The organism is Ligilactobacillus cholophilus, assembly GCF_030389495.1.
Lineage (GTDB): Bacteria > Bacillota > Bacilli > Lactobacillales > Lactobacillaceae > Ligilactobacillus > Ligilactobacillus cholophilus.
On the sequence record NZ_CP127832.1, the window covers coordinates 1,072,255 to 1,092,723 of the forward strand.

Consider the following 20,469-nt stretch of genomic DNA (forward strand, 5'->3'; position numbering starts at 1 on the left):
GGCTTAATTTAATTACTTGTCACCGTTCTCTTCTGTATCTGGATTACGGTCTTCTTCTTCTTTCATCACAGTTTGAGCTTGTTTATTTTCTGCTTGTTCTTTTGCTTGTTTTACAGCATCAATGTCGATTACAGTATCGCTTTCATCTTCATCAATGTCACGTAATTCAATTTCTTTCTTATCATCATCAAGAACTTTCATATCCAAACCAAGTGCTTGTAATTCTTTTACAAGAACACGGAATGATTCTGGAACACCTGGTTGAGGGATTGGTTCACCCTTAACGATTGCTTCATATGTCTTCACACGACCTACAACGTCATCTGACTTGTATGTCAAGATTTCTTGAAGTGTATATGCAGCACCATAAGCTTCAAGAGCCCAAACTTCCATTTCACCAAAACGTTGTCCACCAAATTGAGCTTTACCACCTAATGGTTGTTGTGTAACTAGTGAGTATGGTCCGATTGAACGTGAGTGAATCTTGTCATCAACCATGTGTGCAAGTTTCATATAGTACATAACACCGACTGCAATACGATTATCAAATGGTTCACCTGTACGTCCATCATATAAGATACTCTTACCATCACCTGGCAAACCAGCTTCTTTAAATGCATCCCAAATATCTTCATCACGTGCACCATCAAAAACAGGTGTTGCAACATGGATACCTAATTTACGAGCTGCCATACCTAAGTGCAAGTCTAATACTTGTCCAATGTTCATACGTGAAGGAACACCCATAGGAGATAACATAATATCAATTGGTGTACCATCAGGCATAAATGGCATATCTTCTTCAGGAATTACGACTGAAACAGTACCTTTGTTACCGTGACGTCCAGCCATTTTATCCCCAACTTGTAATTTACGTTTTTGAGCAATAAATACACGTACCATTTGGTTAACACCTGGTGCTAATTCATCGCCAGCTTCTCGTGTATAAACTTTTACTTCACGGACAATTCCGCCACCACCGTGAGGTACACGTAATGATGTATCACGAACTTCACGTGCCTTTTCACCAAAGATGGCATGTAATAGTCTTTCTTCAGCAGATAATTCTGTAACACCCTTTGGAGTTACTTTACCAACTAAAATATCACCATCATGAACTTCAGCACCAACACGTACAATTCCAAATTCGTCAAGATCTTTCAATGCATCTTCACCAACATTAGGAATTTCACGTGTAATCTCTTCTGGTCCTAACTTAGTATCACGTGCTTCTGATTCATGAGCTTCAATATGGATTGAAGTATATACATCTTCTTTAACTAATCTTTCGTTAATTGCAATAGCATCTTCGAAGTTATATCCATCCCAAGTCATGAATGCAATAAGAGGATTTTGACCTAAAGCCAATTCACCTTGTTCCATAGCTGGTCCATCAGCTAATACTTCATCTGCTTTAACATGTTCACCTACACGAACAATTGGTGTTTGGTTATAGTTCTTCCCACTGTTTGAACGGTGGAATTTCATTAATTTGTATTTATCTAAAGTTCTATCTTCACGACGTACACGTACTTCTGTTGCATCTACATATTCTACTTTACCATCATGTTCGCAGATTAATGCATCACCAGAGTCATGAGCTGCTTTGTATTCAATACCTGTACCTACTAATGGAGCATGTGGGCGAATCAAAGGAACAGCTTGACGTTGCATGTTAGCACCCATTAAAGCACGGTTTGAGTCATCATTTTCCAAGAAAGGAATACATGCCGTTGCTACAGCAACTACTTGCTTAGGTGAAACATCCATATAGTCAACTTTATCAATTGAAACTTCAATATTATCATCCTTGTGACGAGCCATAACTACATCATCAACAAATGATCCGTCATCATTTAATGGCGAATTAGCTTGTGCTACAACATAGTTATCTTCTTCGTCAGCAGCAAGATAATCGATCTTATCAGTTACTTTATGTGTTTCCCATGATACACGACGATATGGAGTTTCAATAAATCCATATTTATTTACACGTGCATATGATGATAAGTTGTTAATCAATCCAATGTTAGGTCCTTCAGGTGTTTCAATTGGACACATACGACCATAGTGTGTATAGTGAACGTCACGAACTTCATATCCAGCACGATCACGTGTTAAACCACCTGGTCCCAATGCTGAAAGACGACGTTTATGTTCCAAACTACCTAATGGGTTTGTTTGATCCATGAATTGTGATAATTGAGAACTACCAAAGAATTCCTTAATTGAAGCAACTACAGGTCTAATATTAATCAATTGTTGTGGTGTTACAGTTGAAGTGTCTTGAATTGACATTCTTTCTCTTACAACACGTTCCATTCGTGCCAAACCAATTCGGAATTGATTTTGTAACAATTCACCAACTGAACGAATACGACGATTTCCTAAGTGATCAATATCATCTGTTGAACCGTATCCTTCTTGTAAATTAAAGAAATAATTCATAGATGCAATAATATCGGCAGGTGTAATATGTTTATATTTCAAATCAATATTTCCATTACCGATCATATTAATTACACGTTCTGGATCCTTTTGTGAGTACACTTTAATTACTTGAAGTGTCATTGGATCTTGAACAACACCTTCTTCAGATGGTTGATATGTTACTGTCTTAAAGTCATCACGATCTAAGTATGGAGCTAATTTGTCCATTACTTTCTTATCAATAACTTCATCTTTGTTAACAATGATCTCACCTGTATCTGGATCAGCTAATGTTTCTGCTACAGTAGCATTTAACAAACGAGTTTTTAGGCTTAATTTCTTATTGATCTTATAACGTCCTACAGGTGCTAAATCATAACGCTTTGGATCAAAGAAACGAGCAGTTAATAAGCTACGTGAAGAATCTGCAGTCTTTGGTTCACCTGGACGAAGACGTTCATAAATATCTTTCAAAGATTCTTCAACACGTGAATCTTCAGTATTTTTATGTACATCTTTTTCTAATGTAAGCATTAATGAATCTGTTTCACCCATCATATCAATGATTTCTGAATCAGAACCATATCCTAAAGCACGAATTAATTCTGTCATTGGAATTTTACGTGTTCTATCAATACGAACATATGAAACATTCTTTGAATCTGTTTCATATTCTAACCATGCTCCACGGTTAGGAATTACAGTTGTACCATAGATATTCCGACCATTTTTATCTAATTCTGAAGAGTAGTATACTCCTGGTGAACGAACAAGTTGAGAAACAATAACCCGTTCTGCCCCGTTGATAATAAATGTTCCTTGTTTAGTCATTAATGGAAAATCGCCAAAGAATACATCTTGGGATTTAATTTCGCCAGTTTCATGATTTGTTAAACGTAATGTTACGTGCAATGGTGCAGAGTAGTTTGCATCATGTTCACGGGCTTCATCAACTGTATATTTAGGTTCTAACAATTGATAATCGACAAACTCTAAAGATAATGTGCCAGCAAAATCATCAATTGGCATAATATCTTCAAACATTTCTCGAAGTCCTTCATCTAAGAACCAATTGTAGGAGTCTGTTTGAATCTCGATCAAATTAGGTAAATCAAGCACTTCTTTGATACGAGAATAACTTCTACGTACACGGTGTTTACCGTATTTTACTAAGTGTCCTGCCAAGTTTTTCACCTCTCCAAAAATTTTGTAAATCATTATGTTACAATTTGTTTACAATTAGGTTAAATAGTGTATTTTTACTGTTTTTTGGCAAAAAAAAACCAAAAACAGATTCGTCGAACGTTTCAAACTACACTATTTTTGTTTCACCTACTGATATGGACAATATATCATATCAGATATTTGACTTACAATTATACTCTTACATGATATATAATTTTACCGATTTTGTCAATACAAAAAAGCATCTTATAGCTGCATAATTACAACTTTAAGATGCTTTTATTTATTTAATAATTAAATTTAACTTTCCATTTTTCGATCCTATTGTAACTTTTGAACCAGCATGAATTTCTCCAGCAAGCAAAGCGTTACTTAGTTTATCTTCTACTTCATTTTGTAATGCACGTCTTAATGGCCGTGCACCGTATTCAGGATCATATCCCACTTTTGCAATTGTATCAATAGCTTTAGGTGTTAACTTCAATTCTATATCTTTTTGTTTTAATCTTAAAATAATTTTTTTCGCCATTAATTTTACAATCTGATGTAATTCATCTTTTGTTAATGAATGGAAAATCAAAATATCGTCAATACGGTTTAAAAATTCTGGACGGAATGTTTTCTTTAATCTTTCATTGATTTTATTAGACATTGCTTTATATTCATCTTGAATACTTAATGTTGAAAAACCAACCTCTTTTTGATCTCGTAAATCTGTTGCTCCCAAGTTGGATGTCATAATAATAATTGTATTAGTAAAGTCAATCTTTCTACCTTTTGAATCTGTTAAATATCCATCATCTAATACCTGTAATAATAAATTAAAGACGTCAGGATGAGCTTTTTCTACTTCATCAAGTAAAACTACAGAATATGGATTCTCACGAACTCTATCTGTTAACTCTCCACCTTCATCATAACCAACGTATCCAGGAGGAGCTCCAACTAAACGACTAGTAGAAAATTTTTCCATATATTCGCTCATATCAATTCGAATCATAGATTCTTCAGAACCAAAAACAGACGCAGCTAGTGCTTTAGCTAACTCTGTTTTTCCTACCCCAGTAGGTCCTAAAAACATAAATGACCCAATTGGGCGTTTAGGATCTGCTAAACCACTTCTAGAACGCCGTATTGCCTTTGCTATAGCATCGATTGCTTCATCTTGTCCAATTACACGTTCATGTAATGTTTTTTCTAATTTCAATAAACGTTCACTTTCTGTTTTTGAAATTTGATTAACAGGGACTCCTGTCCACTGAGAAATAACAGTTGCTATATCTTCTGGTAAAACGTCAATTTTTTTCCCTTCAATTGTATATTTATCTTTTAAAATGCTATCAATTTTAGATCTTAAATTGTGTTCGTCAATTCGAGCTTCTGCTGCTTCTCTATATTCACCAGATAATAATTTTTGCTCCATTAATTCTTTTTTATCTTTTGCTTTTTTCTCTAGATTTTTAATTTCGCCATCTTGTTTATTATTAGCTCTTAAATGTGCACATACACTTGCTTCATCTAATACATCTAATGCTTTATCTGGTAAAAAACGATTAGTAATATATCGAACACTATAATTAATTGCTGCATCCAAAGTTTTATCTGAAATACTTACTTTATGAAATTCTTCATATTCACCACGCAATTTTTTCATAATTGTTAAAGTTTCTTTTTTGCTTGGCTCATCTACTTTTACTGTAGCAAATCTTCTTTCAAGTGCTGCATCTTTTTCGATATATTTATGATATTCATCTAGTGTAGTAGCACCAAGAATTTGAATTTCACCACGAGCTAATGCAGGTTTCATTATATTAGATGCATCAATTGCTCCCTCTGCACCACCTGCACCAACCATTGTATGTATTTCATCAACAAATAAAATAATATTACCGGCATCTTTTATTTCTTTCAAAATTTTCTTTACTCGGTCTTCGAATTCACCACGATATTTAGTTCCAGCAACTAATGTTCCCATATCTAATAAAATTAACCGCTTATCTTCTAATTCAATTGGAACTTCTTTATTTGCAATTAACTGTGCTAAGCCTTCTACAATTGCGGTTTTACCTACACCTGGTTGTCCTAAAAGAACCGGATTATTTTTTGTACGTCGCATTAAGATTTCGATTATACGTTGAATTTCATGGTCTCTACCAGCAACTGGAGGGATTTTTCCATCACGTGCTAACTGTGTTAAATCCTTACCAAGCTCACTTAATAATGACTTGCCTTTTTTCTTGTTCTTTTCTTTTTTCAATCTCTTTAATGTAGATTTATTAATTCCTAACTGTGATAAAATTCGATCAATCATCACTGTAGAATTTATATTCAAATTTTCTAAAATATGATTTGCAAATGTATCCTTATTTTGTGCAATAGCAATCAATATATGTTCCGTTCCGATTTTTTTACTGTCCATACAATTTGCTAAAGCTTTAGCATCAGCAAGTATTTTCTCATATTTTGGTGTTCTATCTGGGGAAAAACTTCCTGGTATTTCACTAATCTCATTTACTGATAAAATGTTTTCATTTATATCATTTTCATCAATTCCAAAATCCCTTAAAATAATTGCTGCAACTGATGGCATACTTTTAACTAATCCCACTAATAAATCTTGTGTACCAACTGCTAATTGGTGATGAGATCTTGCATTTTCAATTGCACTTTGTTGGGCTTTTTCAGCAAGAGGCGTTAGTAAATATTCCATAGCTTCAAGTCCTTTCTTTACTCTTCATATCTTAACCTGTTTAATACACTAATTAAAATTTTTGCACGAACCGTATCTTCTAAATCTTTGTTAGCAAACGATAATGTATTACTGTCAATAGTAGCTAAGATTAAATTTGCTTCTTTTTTAGTTAGTACCTTATCTTCATATAAACTTTGAATAATTTGAAATCCTTTGCGTGCATCAATTTGTTCACCAATATATGCAATTAACTGATCTATTATGTTGACATTATTAGCTAAATTAACTTTAGCAATCCTAATATATCCTCCACCGCCACGTTTACTTTCTACAATATAGCCATTTTGAATATTAAAACGGGTTTTAATTACATAATTGATTTGTGATGGAACAACATCAAATTGTTGCGCAATTTCTGCTCTTTTTATTTCAATTTGTTTTGAATCAGCTAAAATACTTTTTAAATATTTTTCAATTATATCCGATACATTTCGGTTCTGCATAATTTCACCTCCACTGATGTTTGACTAACATTGACTATTATTATACTTGAAAGTGATATTAAAATGCAAAAGATTATTAAACTAGTAACTTTAAATCGATTATAACAAATAAAAAAGACTATAACAGATATTGTCATAGTCTTTTCTTAATTTACGATTTTAAAATCGGGAAAACAGGATTTGAACCTGCGACCCCTTGGTCCCAAACCAAGTGCTCTACCAAACTGAGCTATTTCCCGATAAATGCACCCAGTAGGAGTCGAACCTACAACCTTCTGATTCGTAGTCAGACACTCTATCCAGTTGCGCTATGGGTGCATAAATATAAATGCCGAGGACCGGAATCGAACCGGTACGGTGATCACTCACCGCAGGATTTTAAGTCCTGTGCGTCTGCCAGTTCCGCCACCCCGGCGAATTTATACAAGCGGAAGACGGGATTCGAACCCGCGACCCCCACCATGGCAAGGTGGTGTTCTACCACTGAACTACTTCCGCATAATGCCGACTAGAGGATTCGAACCTCCGACCCTCTGTTTACAAGACAGATGCTCTACCAACTGAGCTAAGTCGGCATAAAATGGTGCGGGTGAAGGGATTTGAACCCCCACGTCCGAAGACACCAGAACCTAAATCTGGCGCGTCTGCCAATTCCGCCACACCCGCAAAATTGACATAAAATGAGTCGTGACAGGCTCGAACTGTCGACCCTCTGATTAAAAGTCAGATGCTCTACCAACTGAGCTAACGACTCAAATGGAGGATACAGGGTTCGAACCTGTGACCCCCTGCTTGTAAGGCAGATGCTCTCCCAGCTGAGCTAATCCTCCATTAAGCACGGCGACTTCCTACCCTTGCAAGAGGCGTTCCTCTAACTACTATCGGCGTTTTGAAGCTTAACTTCTGTGTTCGGAATGGAAACAGGTGTATCCTTCAAGCCATCATCACCGCACTTTGTGCTTTTGAGAAAACCTTGTTCTCTCAAAACTAGCTAATAATTTATTCTTTTGACCTTCACCGCTTTTTTAACCTTTGGTTAAGTCCTCGACCGATTAGTAATGGTCCGCTCCATGCATCGCTGCACTTCCACTTCCATCCTATCTACCTGATCATCTCTCAGGGGTCTTACTTCCTTACGGAATGGGAAATCCGATCTTGAGGTGAGTTTCGCACTTAGATGCTTTCAGCGTTTATCTCATCCATACATAGCTACCCAGCGATGCCTTTGGCAAGACAACTGGTACACCAGCGGTATGTCCATCCCGGTCCTCTCGTACTAAGGACAGATCCTCTCAAATTTCCTACGCCCGCGACGGATAGGGACCGAACTGTCTCACGACGTTCTGAACCCAGCTCGCGTACCGCTTTAATGGGCGAACAGCCCAACCCTTGGGACCGACTACAGCCCCAGGATGCGATGAGCCGACATCGAGGTGCCAAACCTCCCCGTCGATGTGGACTCTTGGGGGAGATAAGCCTGTTATCCCCAGGGTAGCTTTTATCCGTTGAGCGATGGCCCTTCCATACGGAACCACCGGATCACTAAGCCCGACTTTCGTCCCTGCTCGACTTGTAGGTCTCGCAGTCAAGCTCCCTTCTGCCTTTACACTCTGCGAATGATTTCCAACCATTCTGAGGGAACCTTTGGGCGCCTCCGTTACCTTTTAGGAGGCGACCGCCCCAGTCAAACTGCCCACCTGACACTGTCTCCCGCCGTGATTGCCGGCGTGGGTTAGAGTGTTCATACAACTAGGGTAGTATCCCACCAACGCCTCCAGCGAAACTAGCGTTCCGCCTTCAATGGCTCCTACCTATCCTGTACAAGTTATACAAACACCCAATATCAAGCTACAGTAAAGCTCCATGGGGTCTTTCCGTCCTGTCGCGGGTAACCCGCATCTTCACGGGTATTATAATTTCACCGAGTCTCTCGTTGAGACAGTGCCCAGATCGTTACGCCTTTCGTGCGGGTCGGAACTTACCCGACAAGGAATTTCGCTACCTTAGGACCGTTATAGTTACGGCCGCCGTTTACTGGGGCTTCAATTCAAAGCTTCGCCGAAGCTAACTTTTCCTCTTAACCTTCCAGCACCGGGCAGGCGTCAGCCCCTATACTTCATCTTACGATTTTGCAGAAACCTGTGTTTTTGATAAACAGTCGCCTGGGCCTTTTCACTGCGGCTGACCCGGAGGTCAGCACCCCTTCTCCCGAAGTTACGGGGTCATTTTGCCGAGTTCCTTAACGAGAGTTCTCTCGCTCACCTTAGGATACTCTCCTCGACTACCTGTGTCGGTTTGCGGTACGGGTATTAATTTTCTCACTAGAAGCTTTTCTTGGCAGTGTGACGTCGATCACTTCACTACTTTAATTTCGTTCCCCATCGTAACTTGTCGTTGTGTATTCAAGCATTTGACTCTCATACCGACTTATTACTTGGACGCACATTTCCGTTCGTGCGCATCTCTAGCCTCCTGCGTCCCTCCATCGTTCAAACAAAAATTAATAGTACAGGAATCTCAACCTGTTATCCATCGCTTACGCCTCTCGGCCTCAGCTTAGGTCCCGACTAACCCTGGGCGGACGAGCCTTCCCCAGGAAACCTTAGTCATTCGGTGGATTAGATTCTCACTAATCTTTCGCTACTCATACCGGCATTCTCACTTCTAAGCGCTCCACCAGTCCTTACGGTCTGACTTCGTTGCCCTTAGAACGCTCTCCTACCATGCACTACGTGCATCCACGATTTCGGTAATGTGTTTAGCCCCGTTACATTTTCGGCGCAGGATCACTCGACTAGTGAGCTATTACGCACTCTTTGAATGGTGGCTGCTTCTGAGCCAACATCCTAGTTGTCTATGCAATCCCACATCCTTTTCCACTTAACACATATTTAGGGACCTTAATCGGTGGTCTGGGCTGTTTCCCTTTCGACTACGGATCTTATCACTCGCAGTCTGACTCCCGGATATAGATCTGTGGCATTCGGAGTTTATCTGAATTCAGTAACTCTTGATGAGCCCCTAGTCCAAACAGTGCTCTACCTCCACGATCCTCAACTCCGAGGCTAGCCCTAAAGCTATTTCGGAGAGAACCAGCTATCTCCAAGTTCGTTTGGAATTTCACCGCTACCCACACCTCATCCTAGCATTTTTCAACATACACAGGTTCGGTCCTCCAGTGCGTTTTACCGCACCTTCAACCTGGACATGGGTAGGTCACCTGGTTTCGGGTCTACACCTACATACTCTTGCGCCCTATTCAGACTCGCTTTCGCTGCGGCTCCGACTTTGCGGTCTTAACCTCGCATGCAAGCGTAACTCGCCGGTTCATTCTACAAAAGGCACGCCATCACTCGTTAATGAGCTTTGACTACTTGTAGGCACATGGTTTCAGGAACTATTTCACTCCCCTCCCGGGGTGCTTTTCACCTTTCCCTCACGGTACTGGTTCACTATCGGTCACTAGGTAGTATTTAGCCTTGGGAGATGGTCCTCCCGGATTCCGACGGAGTTTCACGTGTTCCGCCGTACTCAGGATCCTGAACTGAGGAAACAACGTTTCGTTTACAGGACTATCACCTTCTCTGGTTGATCTTCCCAGATCATTCAACTACGTTATTTCTTGGTAACTCGGATGTTCAGTCCTACAACCCCAAAAAGCAAGCTTCTTGGTTTGGGCTGTTCCCGTTTCGCTCGCCGCTACTCAGGGAATCGAATTTCTTTCTCTTCCTGCGGGTACTTAGATGTTTCAGTTCCCCGCGTCTTCCTTCAACTAAGCTATGAATTCACTTAGTGATGAAACCTAACGGTTTCGGGTTTCCCCATTCGGAAATCTCCGGATCATTGCTTACTTACAGCTAACCGAAGCATATCGCAGTTAGTCACGTCCTTCATCGGCTCCTAGTGCCAAGGCATCCACCATGCGCCCTTAATAACTTAACCTGAACTGATTTGATCAGTTGGTTTATGAGTTTAGCGAATTAAGAACTTTGATTCTTGTTAAAACTCTTAAAAACGCGGTGTTCTCGGTTTATTAAGAAATAAATTATTATCTAGTTTTCAAAGAACAAGCTTGAGAGTAGATCTCTCAAAACTGAATAAGTTTCGACAATGTGCAGTTTCCGTATTTTTCCTTAGAAAGGAGGTGATCCAGCCGCAGGTTCTCCTACGGCTACCTTGTTACGACTTCACCCCAATCATCTGTCCCACCTTAGACGGCTAGCTCCATAAAGGTTACCCCACCGGCTTTGGGTGTTACAAACTCTCATGGTGTGACGGGCGGTGTGTACAAGGCCCGGGAACGTATTCACCGCGGCATGCTGATCCGCGATTACTAGCGATTCCGACTTCATGCAGGCGAGTTGCAGCCTGCAATCCGAACTGAGAACGACTTTAAGAGATTAGCTTGACCTCGCGATTTCGCGACTCGTTGTATCGTCCATTGTAGCACGTGTGTAGCCCAGGTCATAAGGGGCATGATGACTTGACGTCATCCCCACCTTCCTCCGGTTTGTCACCGGCAGTCTCGCCAGAGTGCCCAACTGAATGATGGCAACTGACAACAAGGGTTGCGCTCGTTGCGGGACTTAACCCAACATCTCACGACACGAGCTGACGACAGCCATGCACCACCTGTCATTTTGTCCCCGAAGGGAAAACCTGATCTCTCAGGTGGTCAAAAGATGTCAAGACCTGGTAAGGTTCTTCGCGTTGCTTCGAATTAAACCACATGCTCCACCGCTTGTGCGGGCCCCCGTCAATTCCTTTGAGTTTCAACCTTGCGGTCGTACTCCCCAGGCGGAATGCTTATTGCGTTAGCTGCGGCACTGAAGGGCGGAAACCCTCCAACACCTAGCATTCATCGTTTACGGCGTGGACTACCAGGGTATCTAATCCTGTTCGCTACCCACGCTTTCGAACCTCAGCGTCAGTTACAGACCAGAGAGCCGCTTTCGCCACTGGTGTTCTTCCATATATCTACGCATTTCACCGCTACACATGGAGTTCCACTCTCCTCTTCTGCACTCAAGTCTTCCAGTTTCCAATGCACATCTCCGGTTAAGCCGAAGGCTTTCACATCAGACTTAAAAGACCGCCTGCGTTCCCTTTACGCCCAATAAATCCGGACAACGCTTGCCACCTACGTATTACCGCGGCTGCTGGCACGTAGTTAGCCGTGACTTGCTGGTTAGATACCGTCAACGCATGAACAGTTACTCTCACACGTGTTCTTCTCTAACAACAGAACTTTACGATCCGAAGACCTTCTTCATTCACGCGGCGTTGCTCCATCAGGCTTGCGCCCATTGTGGAAGATTCCCTACTGCTGCCTCCCGTAGGAGTATGGGCCGTGTCTCAGTCCCATTGTGGCCGATCAACCTCTCAGTTCGGCTACGTATCATCACCTTGGTGAGCCTTTACCTCACCAACTAGTTAATACGCCGCGGGTCCATCCAAAAGCGATAGCAGAACCATCTTTCACATCACAAGCATGCGCTTGTCATGGTTATACGGTATTAGCACTTGTTTCCAAATGTTATCCCCTTCTTTTGGGCAGGTTACCCACGTGTTACTCACCCGTCCGCCACTCGAAATTCTTACGGTGGATGCAAGCATCCGGTGTAAGATTTTCTCGTTCGACTTGCATGTATTAGGCACGCCGCCAGCGTTCGTCCTGAGCCAGGATCAAACTCTCATTTTAAAAGTTTTGTGACTCATAAATTTTACTAGCGAATTGACTTCGCAAATGTTTTTGCATTCATTTTCATGAATTGCCCTGCACATTTGTTCATCGAAACATATTCAGTTTTCAAAGATCTACATCTGTTTGTTATCTTATCGACAACTCTTAAAATTATACTCGTTTAAAATCAAATGTCAACAACTAATTTCAAACTTTTTAAAATTAAGTTTTAACTTTTTTGTTATCTCCTGACAACGATATTTATTCTACCAACAAATTTTATAGTCGTCAACATCTTTTTTGAACTTTATTTAATAAATTTCAAAAAAAGATACAAGCAAAACTTAAAAAAGCCTCGCTTGTATCTACATTAAATTTATTTTGTAATTTTTTCCATTCCATTCATATATGGACGTAATGCTTCTGGAATTGTTACACTACCATCTTCATTTTGATAATTTTCCAAAATAGCAGCAACTGTTCGACCAACAGCTAAACCAGATCCATTTAATGTATGTACAAATTGTAATTTGCCATTTTCATCACGATATTGAATATGTGCACGACGTGCTTGGAAAGCTTCGCAATTTGAACAACTTGAAATTTCACGATATTTGTTTTGTGCTGGCATCCAAACTTCTAAATCATGTGTCATTGCAGCACTAAATCCCATATCCCCAGTAGAAAGCGTTATAACATGATATGGTAATCCTAGTTTTTCCATTATATTTCCTGCATTATTAGTCATCTTTTCTAATTCATCATATGATGTTTCTGGTTTTACATATTTCACCATTTCAACTTTATTAAATTGATGCATTCTAATTAATCCACGAGTATCTCGTCCTGCACTTCCTGCTTCTGAACGAAATGATGGTGATAATGCTGTAAAATATACTGGTAATTTTTCAGTTGGAATAACTTCATCACGATAATAATTAGTTAACGGAACTTCAGCAGTTGGAATTAAAGTCATATCTTCTCCGTTAACTTGATAAACATCTTCCTTAAACTTAGGAAATTGTCCAGTCCCATACATAGAAGCAGCATTAACAATATAAGGTGGAATAACTTCTGTATAACCTTCTGTTGCATGTTGATCTAACATAAAGTTATAAACTGCACGTTCTAATTTTGCACCTGCACCAATGTAATAAACAAAACGAGCACCTGAAACTTTTGCAGCACGTTCGAAATCCAAAATTCCTAAATCAGAGCCAATTTCCCAATGATTTTTTGGAGTAAAATCAAATTCACGAATAGTACCAACTTTACGCAACTCAACATTTGCATCTTCATCTTTTCCTACTGGAATTGTTGGATTTGGCAAGTTAGGCAATCGAGAAGCCATATCCTTTTCTTCTTCTTGAATTCTTTCTAAATCTTCATCTAATGCTTTAATTTTTGTTCCAACTTCACGCATTTTTTCAATTTGTGCAGTTGTATCTTCCTTATTTCTTTTTGCTTTAGCAATTGCACTTGACACATCATTACGTTGTTTTTTTAAATTTTCTGCTTCAACTAGCAAATCACGACGTTCTTTATCTTTTTCAAGTAAAGCATCAATTTGTTCTGGCTTAATGCCACGTGTTCCTAAACGTTTTTTATATTCATCTGTATTTTTTCTTATATCACGAATATCTAACATGTATTTTCCTCCTAAAAATCTTTGAAATAATAAAAAAATAGCCTTTCATCCCCATATGGGACGAAAGACTATTCCGTGGTACCACCCAAATTCACCATATTAATAGTGCACTCAAAAGAATAACGACTTAAAGCCGTGCAGCATTACCTGCCCATGCAAAAATCGCTGGAGTTTCGGTAACGGTTCGCACCAACCACCGCTTCTCTTGATACCTACTTATGGCGACCATGATGTTTAATTATTTCTACGTTTATTTTACCCTTTTCAATAAAATTTAACAAGTTCTAATGATCTTCAATTAATTCTTCATCTTCCTCATCAAATTTATCTGTTAGATCAGGTGTTGATAAATCCACTTCATCCAATGGAATTATATGTGTATGATGCTTAATCTTATAATAACAAAATAGTATTAAGAACAATGGAACTGACATGTATGTTACTAACATTGCTTTCCAATCAAAACTGGCAACTGCTTGTAAATCTTGTCCAATTACTACTAATATACATAATACTAATGCCAAAATTGGACCAAATGGGAATAGTTTAGCCTTATAAACTAAATCATTTAAATCCTTATTTTGAGCTACATATGCTTTTCTAAAACGATAATGAGAAATTGCAATTCCAATCCATGCAATAAATCCAGTTAATCCACTAGCAGCAACTAACCATTGATATAATTGATTTCCAAAAATACTTGTTAAAAATGTTAATAAACCAACTATTGTTGTACCAACTAATGCAACGAATGGAACTCCTCGACGATTTACCTTACCAAAGATCTTTGGTGCATCTCCTTCTTTAGCCATTGAATAAAGCATTCGAGTTGAAGCATACATTCCTGAATTTGCAGATGATAAAACTGAAGTTAAAATAACTGCATTCATAATACTTGCAGCAGCTGCTAATCCAGCACGCTTAAATACTAAAGTAAATGGACTAATTGCAATATCAGATGCACTTGATCCAAGTAAATATTTACTTGTATAAGGAATAATTGCAGCAATTACAAAAATTGACAAAATGTAGAATAATAAAATTCTCCAAAATACTTGCTTAATTGCCTTTGGAACACTTTCTGCTGGATTTTCTGATTCACCAGCAGTCACCCCAACAAGTTCAGTTCCTTGGAATGAGAAACCAGCAACTACAAAAACACTTAATACTGCTGGAATTCCTCCAACAAATGGTGCTTTCTTATATGTAAAGTTTTCTAAATAAACTGCTTTTCCACCTAAAATACCAAAAATTGTTAAAATTCCTACTGCTAGGAAAATAATAACTGTAATAATTTTAATTAAAGATAGCCAGTATTCAGTTTCTCCAAAAGAACGAACTGAGATAGCATTAATCAAGAACACTAACCCTAATGCAAATAAACTAAAAACCCAATTAGGAACATGTGGGAACCAAAACTTCAATACTAATGCACATGTTGAAACATCAACTGCAACCGTTATTGCCCAGTTAAACCAATAATTCCATCCCATGGCAAATCCTAAGGCTGGATCAACGAATCTTTTAGCATATGTCGCAAATGAGCCAGTTACTGGCATATAGGTTGCCATCTCTCCAAGTGATGTCATTAAGAAGTAAACCATAGCACCGATTCCTATATATGCTAAAATTGCACCACCAGGACCGGCTTTAGAAATTGCTGAACCACTTGCTACAAATAACCCTGTTCCAATACTTCCACCTAAAGCAATCATCGACAAATGCCTTGTCTTTAAAGATCGCTTCATTTGATTCTTTTCTGCCATACTTAGACCTCCTAAAAATTACGGTCAAAGAGCACAGATATCATCACTACAAAGCTAAAATAAAAACGCACTCTACTAACAGAATGCGCCATGAAAATCTTTTGAAAATAAGATAAAAAAACTAATCAATAATAAAAATTCTCGATAGCGCTCCGCAATGTTCAACTGCGACAGTCCCTAGTCTATTAAACTAGAGCCCAGATAGACACTTCTAAAGCAGTGTCTTCTTCGGCGAATCATCCTTTCACTTCACATCAATGTTGCTTTAGCAACTCCGTGAAGATACTAATAATCATCGCGACCTCTCTTCGATTAATTTTATTATTACTTTTTTTTGAAAAAAAATCAAGTTATTTTTACATTTTATTTTTATGATTGTAATAATCTTTTACATTAAAAGTATATGGATTATCATCTAAACGTGGCCCCATTAAACAAAGAAACATTAAAGCTAACTGTCCAACAGTACCAAGTACCCAAAAAATCATTAGCCAATTTGGTAATTTAGCGTCATGCAATCTCCTAAATGTAGCAGTAAAAAGTATAATTTGAAAAATAATTGAAAGTGGAACAATGACTATTGAGCATGATTTCAATAGTCCAACAATTGTTGTTACATGTAATACTGATGTTGCAAAATAGGCAATTAATGTACTTAATAAGGTCATCAATAGGAATAATCCGCCTACTCCCCACCAATAATCATTTATTCCCATTCGTTTATTAATTTTAAACATATCCTTTAAAATCAACTTTGTTGATACAAATAATCCTGGTTGCACATTTTCATTTTTTTCTTCAGGTTTAAGTACACGCACTTTAATGCCAGCATCGTTCATTTCTTTTACAAATTTTTCTAATGAATCTTTATCTGTTAAATCGGCATTTAATAAACTTTGTTGAATTCGTTGCTCTTTTGTTAGATTCTTTTGATTATCATGATCTGTTTCTTCATCATTTTCTGCTAAATCTTTATGTAAATCTAAAATAGCCTGATCTGTCCCACAATATGGACAAAAGTTAGCATTTACATAAATATCTTTATCACATTTTTTACACTTCTTCGTTTCATATTCTTTAGCAAAACGCATTTGTTTTGCACCACAAAATGAGCAGTATTCCTCATTAGAATCCATTTTATGACCACATTTTTCGCAATAATAAGTCATTTCTCTCATCCCTTCTATTTACTTTCAACAGTAATATTTTCATAACTTTTAATAAACTTTTGTAAAACCCCTGATATCTCTTGTTTATTTTGCCAAACAATTGCAAGACGAGTATTCCAATTTTCATATGCTACAGGTAATAATTTAACATTATTATTAGCATAACATTTTGCACAATTTTGAGGAACTAAAGCTACACCAAAATTACTTTCAGCGTATTGCTACTATCATCACATTCAACCGCAATAAAAGATTGTAGTCCTCGATTTTCAAATGAATCTTTAATTGTAATTTTAAATCTGTTATAAACAATCAATGGTAAATTTCCTAGTTCTTCAATATCTATTGAACATTTTTCACATAAACATTTTGTTTGGAATTTTTGCGGAATTACAGCAACCATTGGTTCAGCCTTAAAGAAACGAATCCCTAAACCTTCTTCATTAAATGGAGTTCTAACAACAGCAACATCTATTAAATTTTTACGTAATAAATCTAATAACTCATATGTGCTCCCTTCTTTAATTTTAAACTTAACGTCTGGATAATATTTCGTTAATAATTCATTTTTTTCATTCGGAATCGTTGCTGTACTTGTAGGAGTCATCCCAAGACGTAAAGTACCAAATGTACCATTTTGAATATTTTTTACTTTATATTGTGTAATTTCTGCCAAATCAATAATTTGTTTTGCATATTTTTCAAACATAACACCTGCAGATGTTAACTGAATACCATGTGCAGTTCTTTTAATTAATTGGACGTCTAATTCTTTTTCTAGTTGCTTAAGCTGATAACTTAAAGGCGGTTGCGCAATATTTAATTTTTTAGCAGCCGCTGTAACTTGTTGTTCTTCTGCCACCGTTACAAAATATTTTAATTGTTTAAAATTCATAACATATCTCCAAAATAAATGATTTACTTTCTACATATACAATTTTTGGATATCTCTTACAATAAATAAATATTTTCTTTATGAAAGTTTAATGTTACGATTTACATGTTACATGTATTAAAACAGAGAGAAGGAAGAATATGCAAAGTGCATTACTAATGCTTCTAATCGGCCTTTTTGCTGGCACAATGGGAGCGATTTTAGGTATTGGAGGCGGAATGATCATCACTCCAATCATTACCCTGGGTCTTGGATTAGATATTAAATATGCAATTGGTGCTAGTATCATTGCAGTTATTGCAACTAGTTCTGGTTCAACAATCGCATTTTTGAAAGATGATGTATTAAATCTACGAGTTGCAATGTTTTTAGAAATTGCAACCAGTGTGGGGGCAATTGTCGGTGCGTTGTTAACCGGAGTTTTTAATCCCGCAATTTTATATTTCTTATTCGGATGTCTACTACTATTTTCAAGTTGGAATATGTATCGCAAACTTCGCCAAGGTAATGAAGTTTTGCATCGAGCTACTCCAGATAAATTAGCTGAAAAATTAAAATTAAACAGTTCATATTATGATAAAAATTTACATAAACAAATTGACTATGATGTCGAAAATGTTCCTGCTGGCTTAACAATTATGTTTGGAGCAGGCCTAGCTTCAGGACTATTAGGAATTGGATCAGGTGCATTTAAAGTCATGGCATTAGATAATGCAATGAAAATGCCTCTTAAGCCATCTAGCGCAACAAGTAATTTAATGATGGGAGTTACCGCTGCTGCTAGTGCAACAATTTATTTCTTTAATGGTTCTATTCGTCCTGAAATCGCAGTTCCACTTTCCCTCGGAATAATTGTTGGTGCTGCATTAGGAAGTCGAATTATGCAGCACTTACCATCAAGATGGATTCGTATTATTTTTATTCCTATTCTAATATATCTAGGTTTACAAATGGCATTAAAAGCATTTGGGGTGACAATTTAAATGAAAAATACAAAAAATACTGACGAAGAAATGGATCGTATGGAAATCGCGATTGGAAGAATTATGCGAATTGGGGTTGCAATTGCTGCAATGATTATGTTGCTTGGATATTTAATGTTATTTATTAAACATTCTACTGGATATCCCGCAAATACATTTCCAACTACTTTAGTTTCAATTATATCTGGAGTCATTCAGCTTAAACCCTATGCATTAATGATGGCTGGAATTTTCTTACTAATTCTTACACCTGCATTACGGGTTGCCGCTTCTATCTATGCTTTTTTTAAAGCACATGATACTTTATATACTATAATTACCGTAATTGTATTAGCTATTTTGATTATTAGTTTCTTTTTAGGTCATGCAGATTACTAACTTTTGTTATAATATAATCAATTATAAAAAAATGGAGGTAACCTAATTATTATGCAAAGATCTCAGCATGAAGATTTTGAGGAAATCCAAGAAGATGAAGAACAAGAAGATACCTCTTATAATAATCAGACTAATTATAAAAAAATAATTTTTTTCTGGTCACTTTTAATTATTATTATTGGTTTAATTGTGAGTGGAAATTATTTTTATGATCATTTTATTACTGCACGAAAAGTTGCTAATACAGTCTATGCTCCTAGTACTAATGATAAGTCTCGTAATGTTGAACAATTACTAAAAGATGGAAAACCTGTTTCAATTTTACTAATGGGAACTGATACCGGTGCATTAGGCCGTTCATTTAAAGGTAGAACAGATACAATGATTGTTGCAGTGCTAAACCCATCTAAAAAAACAATGACACTAGTTAGTTTACCAAGGGATGCATTAGTTGCTGTAAACGGCTATGAACAATATTATCCAAGTAAATTAAATTCTGCTTATGCTTATGGTGGCTCAACTGCAGCAATCAAAACAGTAGAAAAGTATTTAAATGTTCCGATTGATTTTTATGCAACTATTAACATGGGAGGACTTGAAGGTCTAATCAATGCAGTTGGTGGATTAAATATAAAACCATTACTTAGTTTTTCTTATGGTGGATACACATTTACTAAAGATAAAGAAGTTCATATGAATGGTAATGAGGCATTACAATATTGCCGTATGCGTGATGATGACCCATTAGGAGATTATGGACGTCAAAATCGCCAACGACAAATCATAATGGCATTAGCATTTAAAGGCGTCAAATTATCGAGTCTATTGAATGATAAGTTTTTAAATTCTTTATCAAAACAATTAAAAACCGATTTATCATTTAACGATTTAATTGCTCTCGGTAAAAATTATCGTATTGCAACTCATCACGTCAAATCTACACATTTACAAGGAACTACTCAAAAAATCGGTAGTGCCGATTTTGAAGTTGTCAGTGTGGATGAAAAGCAAAAGATAACTAATACTTTACGCAAAGCTTTAGAATTATCTTCTGCTCAAACTGGAAACACTCTTACTGATGACATGGAAATTAATACTGAAACTAAATAATAAAAAAGAGATTAGGATTACCTAATC

At 37.3% G+C, this 20,469-nt stretch carries 10 protein-coding genes, 8 tRNA genes, 3 rRNA genes and 1 riboswitch; of the genes, 3 read left to right on the plus strand and 18 right to left on the minus strand.

Translation table 11 applies throughout. From position 1 onward, the window contains the following. Positions 1 to 12 precede the first annotated feature (12 nt). The 18 genes from rpoB to QPK35_RS05755 all read right to left on the minus strand — a co-directional run bounded on the left by rpoB (position 13) and on the right by QPK35_RS05755 (position 17,971). A complete protein-coding gene (gene rpoB / locus QPK35_RS05670) occupies positions 13 to 3,624 on the minus strand; it encodes a DNA-directed RNA polymerase subunit beta (RefSeq protein WP_290034248.1) in 3,612 nt (1,203 codons plus the stop codon). 274 nt (positions 3,625 to 3,898) lie between these two features. Continuing rightward, complete coding sequence (locus QPK35_RS05675) at positions 3,899 to 6,325, minus strand: ATP-dependent Clp protease ATP-binding subunit (RefSeq protein WP_290033006.1); 2,427 nt, start codon at positions 6,323 to 6,325, stop codon at positions 3,899 to 3,901. Between the two features lie 17 nt (positions 6,326 to 6,342). Then, the gene (locus QPK35_RS05680) at positions 6,343 to 6,810 is read right to left on the minus strand and encodes a CtsR family transcriptional regulator (RefSeq protein ID WP_290033007.1); all 468 of its coding nucleotides are present in this window, start codon (positions 6,808 to 6,810) and stop codon (positions 6,343 to 6,345) included. 165 nt (positions 6,811 to 6,975) lie between these two features. Continuing rightward, a tRNA-Pro gene (locus QPK35_RS05685) sits at positions 6,976 to 7,049 on the minus strand. Between the two features lie 5 nt (positions 7,050 to 7,054). Next, positions 7,055 to 7,128: transfer RNA gene (locus QPK35_RS05690), tRNA-Arg, on the minus strand. Between the two features lie 11 nt (positions 7,129 to 7,139). Next, positions 7,140 to 7,225 (minus strand) — tRNA-Leu (locus tag QPK35_RS05695). Positions 7,226 to 7,236: 11 nt separating this feature from the next. Beyond that, positions 7,237 to 7,308, minus strand: a tRNA-Gly gene (locus tag QPK35_RS05700). A gap of 4 nt (positions 7,309 to 7,312) precedes the next feature. After that, positions 7,313 to 7,385: transfer RNA gene (locus QPK35_RS05705), tRNA-Thr, on the minus strand. A gap of 6 nt (positions 7,386 to 7,391) precedes the next feature. Continuing rightward, a tRNA-Leu gene (locus tag QPK35_RS05710) sits at positions 7,392 to 7,476 on the minus strand. Positions 7,477 to 7,491: 15 nt separating this feature from the next. After that, positions 7,492 to 7,564: transfer RNA gene (locus tag QPK35_RS05715), tRNA-Lys, on the minus strand. Positions 7,565 to 7,567: 3 nt separating this feature from the next. Further along, a tRNA-Val gene (locus QPK35_RS05720) sits at positions 7,568 to 7,640 on the minus strand. A 5-nt stretch (positions 7,641 to 7,645) separates the two neighbouring features. Continuing rightward, a 5S ribosomal RNA gene (gene rrf / locus QPK35_RS05725) occupies positions 7,646 to 7,762 on the minus strand. An 80-nt stretch (positions 7,763 to 7,842) separates the two neighbouring features. Continuing rightward, positions 7,843 to 10,752, minus strand: a 23S ribosomal RNA gene (locus tag QPK35_RS05730). Between the two features lie 195 nt (positions 10,753 to 10,947). Further along, a 16S ribosomal RNA gene (locus QPK35_RS05735) occupies positions 10,948 to 12,511 on the minus strand. The 16S, 23S and 5S rRNA genes sit together here with 8 tRNA genes alongside, the layout of an rRNA operon. A gap of 358 nt (positions 12,512 to 12,869) precedes the next feature. Then, complete coding sequence (gene serS, locus QPK35_RS05740; RefSeq protein ID WP_290033008.1) at positions 12,870 to 14,141, minus strand: serine--tRNA ligase; 1,272 nt, start codon at positions 14,139 to 14,141, stop codon at positions 12,870 to 12,872. Between the two features lie 284 nt (positions 14,142 to 14,425). After that, the gene (locus QPK35_RS05745) at positions 14,426 to 15,907 is read right to left on the minus strand and encodes an amino acid permease (RefSeq protein WP_290033009.1); all 1,482 of its coding nucleotides are present in this window, start codon (positions 15,905 to 15,907) and stop codon (positions 14,426 to 14,428) included. Positions 15,908 to 16,044: 137 nt separating this feature from the next. Continuing rightward, positions 16,045 to 16,222, minus strand: a riboswitch (Lysine riboswitch). 41 nt (positions 16,223 to 16,263) lie between these two features. After that, positions 16,264 to 17,085, minus strand: a complete 822-nt coding sequence (locus QPK35_RS05750; protein WP_321315280.1) for a DUF805 domain-containing protein — start codon at positions 17,083 to 17,085, stop codon at positions 16,264 to 16,266. Positions 17,086 to 17,269: 184 nt separating this feature from the next. After that, positions 17,270 to 17,971, minus strand: a complete 702-nt coding sequence (locus tag QPK35_RS05755) for a LysR family transcriptional regulator (RefSeq protein ID WP_290033011.1) — start codon at positions 17,969 to 17,971, stop codon at positions 17,270 to 17,272. 140 nt (positions 17,972 to 18,111) lie between these two features. On the opposite strand from QPK35_RS05755, the gene QPK35_RS05760 reads away from it, so the two are divergent. Genes QPK35_RS05760 through QPK35_RS05770 form a run of 3 tightly spaced genes read left to right on the plus strand, consistent with a single transcriptional unit; the run spans position 18,112 to position 20,442 of the window. Then, positions 18,112 to 18,954, plus strand: a complete 843-nt coding sequence (locus QPK35_RS05760; RefSeq protein ID WP_290033012.1) for a sulfite exporter TauE/SafE family protein — start codon at positions 18,112 to 18,114, stop codon at positions 18,952 to 18,954. Continuing rightward, complete coding sequence (locus QPK35_RS05765; protein ID WP_290033013.1) at positions 18,955 to 19,332, plus strand: DUF1634 domain-containing protein; 378 nt, start codon at positions 18,955 to 18,957, stop codon at positions 19,330 to 19,332. A gap of 51 nt (positions 19,333 to 19,383) precedes the next feature. Beyond that, positions 19,384 to 20,442, plus strand: coding sequence for an LCP family glycopolymer transferase (locus tag QPK35_RS05770; protein WP_435302707.1), 1,059 nt, complete (start codon positions 19,384 to 19,386; stop codon positions 20,440 to 20,442). Positions 20,443 to 20,469 lie beyond the last annotated feature (27 nt).

Excerpts from the sequence above, each read along its gene's own strand:
- QPK35_RS05675 (WP_290033006.1), bottom strand. The coding sequence starts at position 6,325 with ATGGAATATTTACTAACGCCTCTTGCTGAAAAAGCCCAACAAAGTGCA.
- QPK35_RS05680 (WP_290033007.1), bottom strand. The coding sequence starts at position 6,810 with ATGCAGAACCGAAATGTATCGGATATAATTGAAAAATATTTAAAAAGT.
- serS (WP_290033008.1), bottom strand. The coding sequence starts at position 14,141 with ATGTTAGATATTCGTGATATAAGAAAAAATACAGATGAATATAAAAAA.
- QPK35_RS05745 (WP_290033009.1), bottom strand. The coding sequence starts at position 15,907 with ATGGCAGAAAAGAATCAAATGAAGCGATCTTTAAAGACAAGGCATTTG.
- QPK35_RS05750 (WP_321315280.1), bottom strand. The coding sequence starts at position 17,085 with ATGAGAGAAATGACTTATTATTGCGAAAAATGTGGTCATAAAATGGAT.
- QPK35_RS05755 (WP_290033011.1), bottom strand. The coding sequence starts at position 17,971 with ATGAATTTTAAACAATTAAAATATTTTGTAACGGTGGCAGAAGAACAA.
- QPK35_RS05760 (WP_290033012.1), top strand. The coding sequence starts at position 18,112 with ATGCAAAGTGCATTACTAATGCTTCTAATCGGCCTTTTTGCTGGCACA.
- QPK35_RS05765 (WP_290033013.1), top strand. The coding sequence starts at position 18,955 with ATGAAAAATACAAAAAATACTGACGAAGAAATGGATCGTATGGAAATC.
- QPK35_RS05770 (WP_435302707.1), top strand. The coding sequence starts at position 19,384 with ATGCAAAGATCTCAGCATGAAGATTTTGAGGAAATCCAAGAAGATGAA.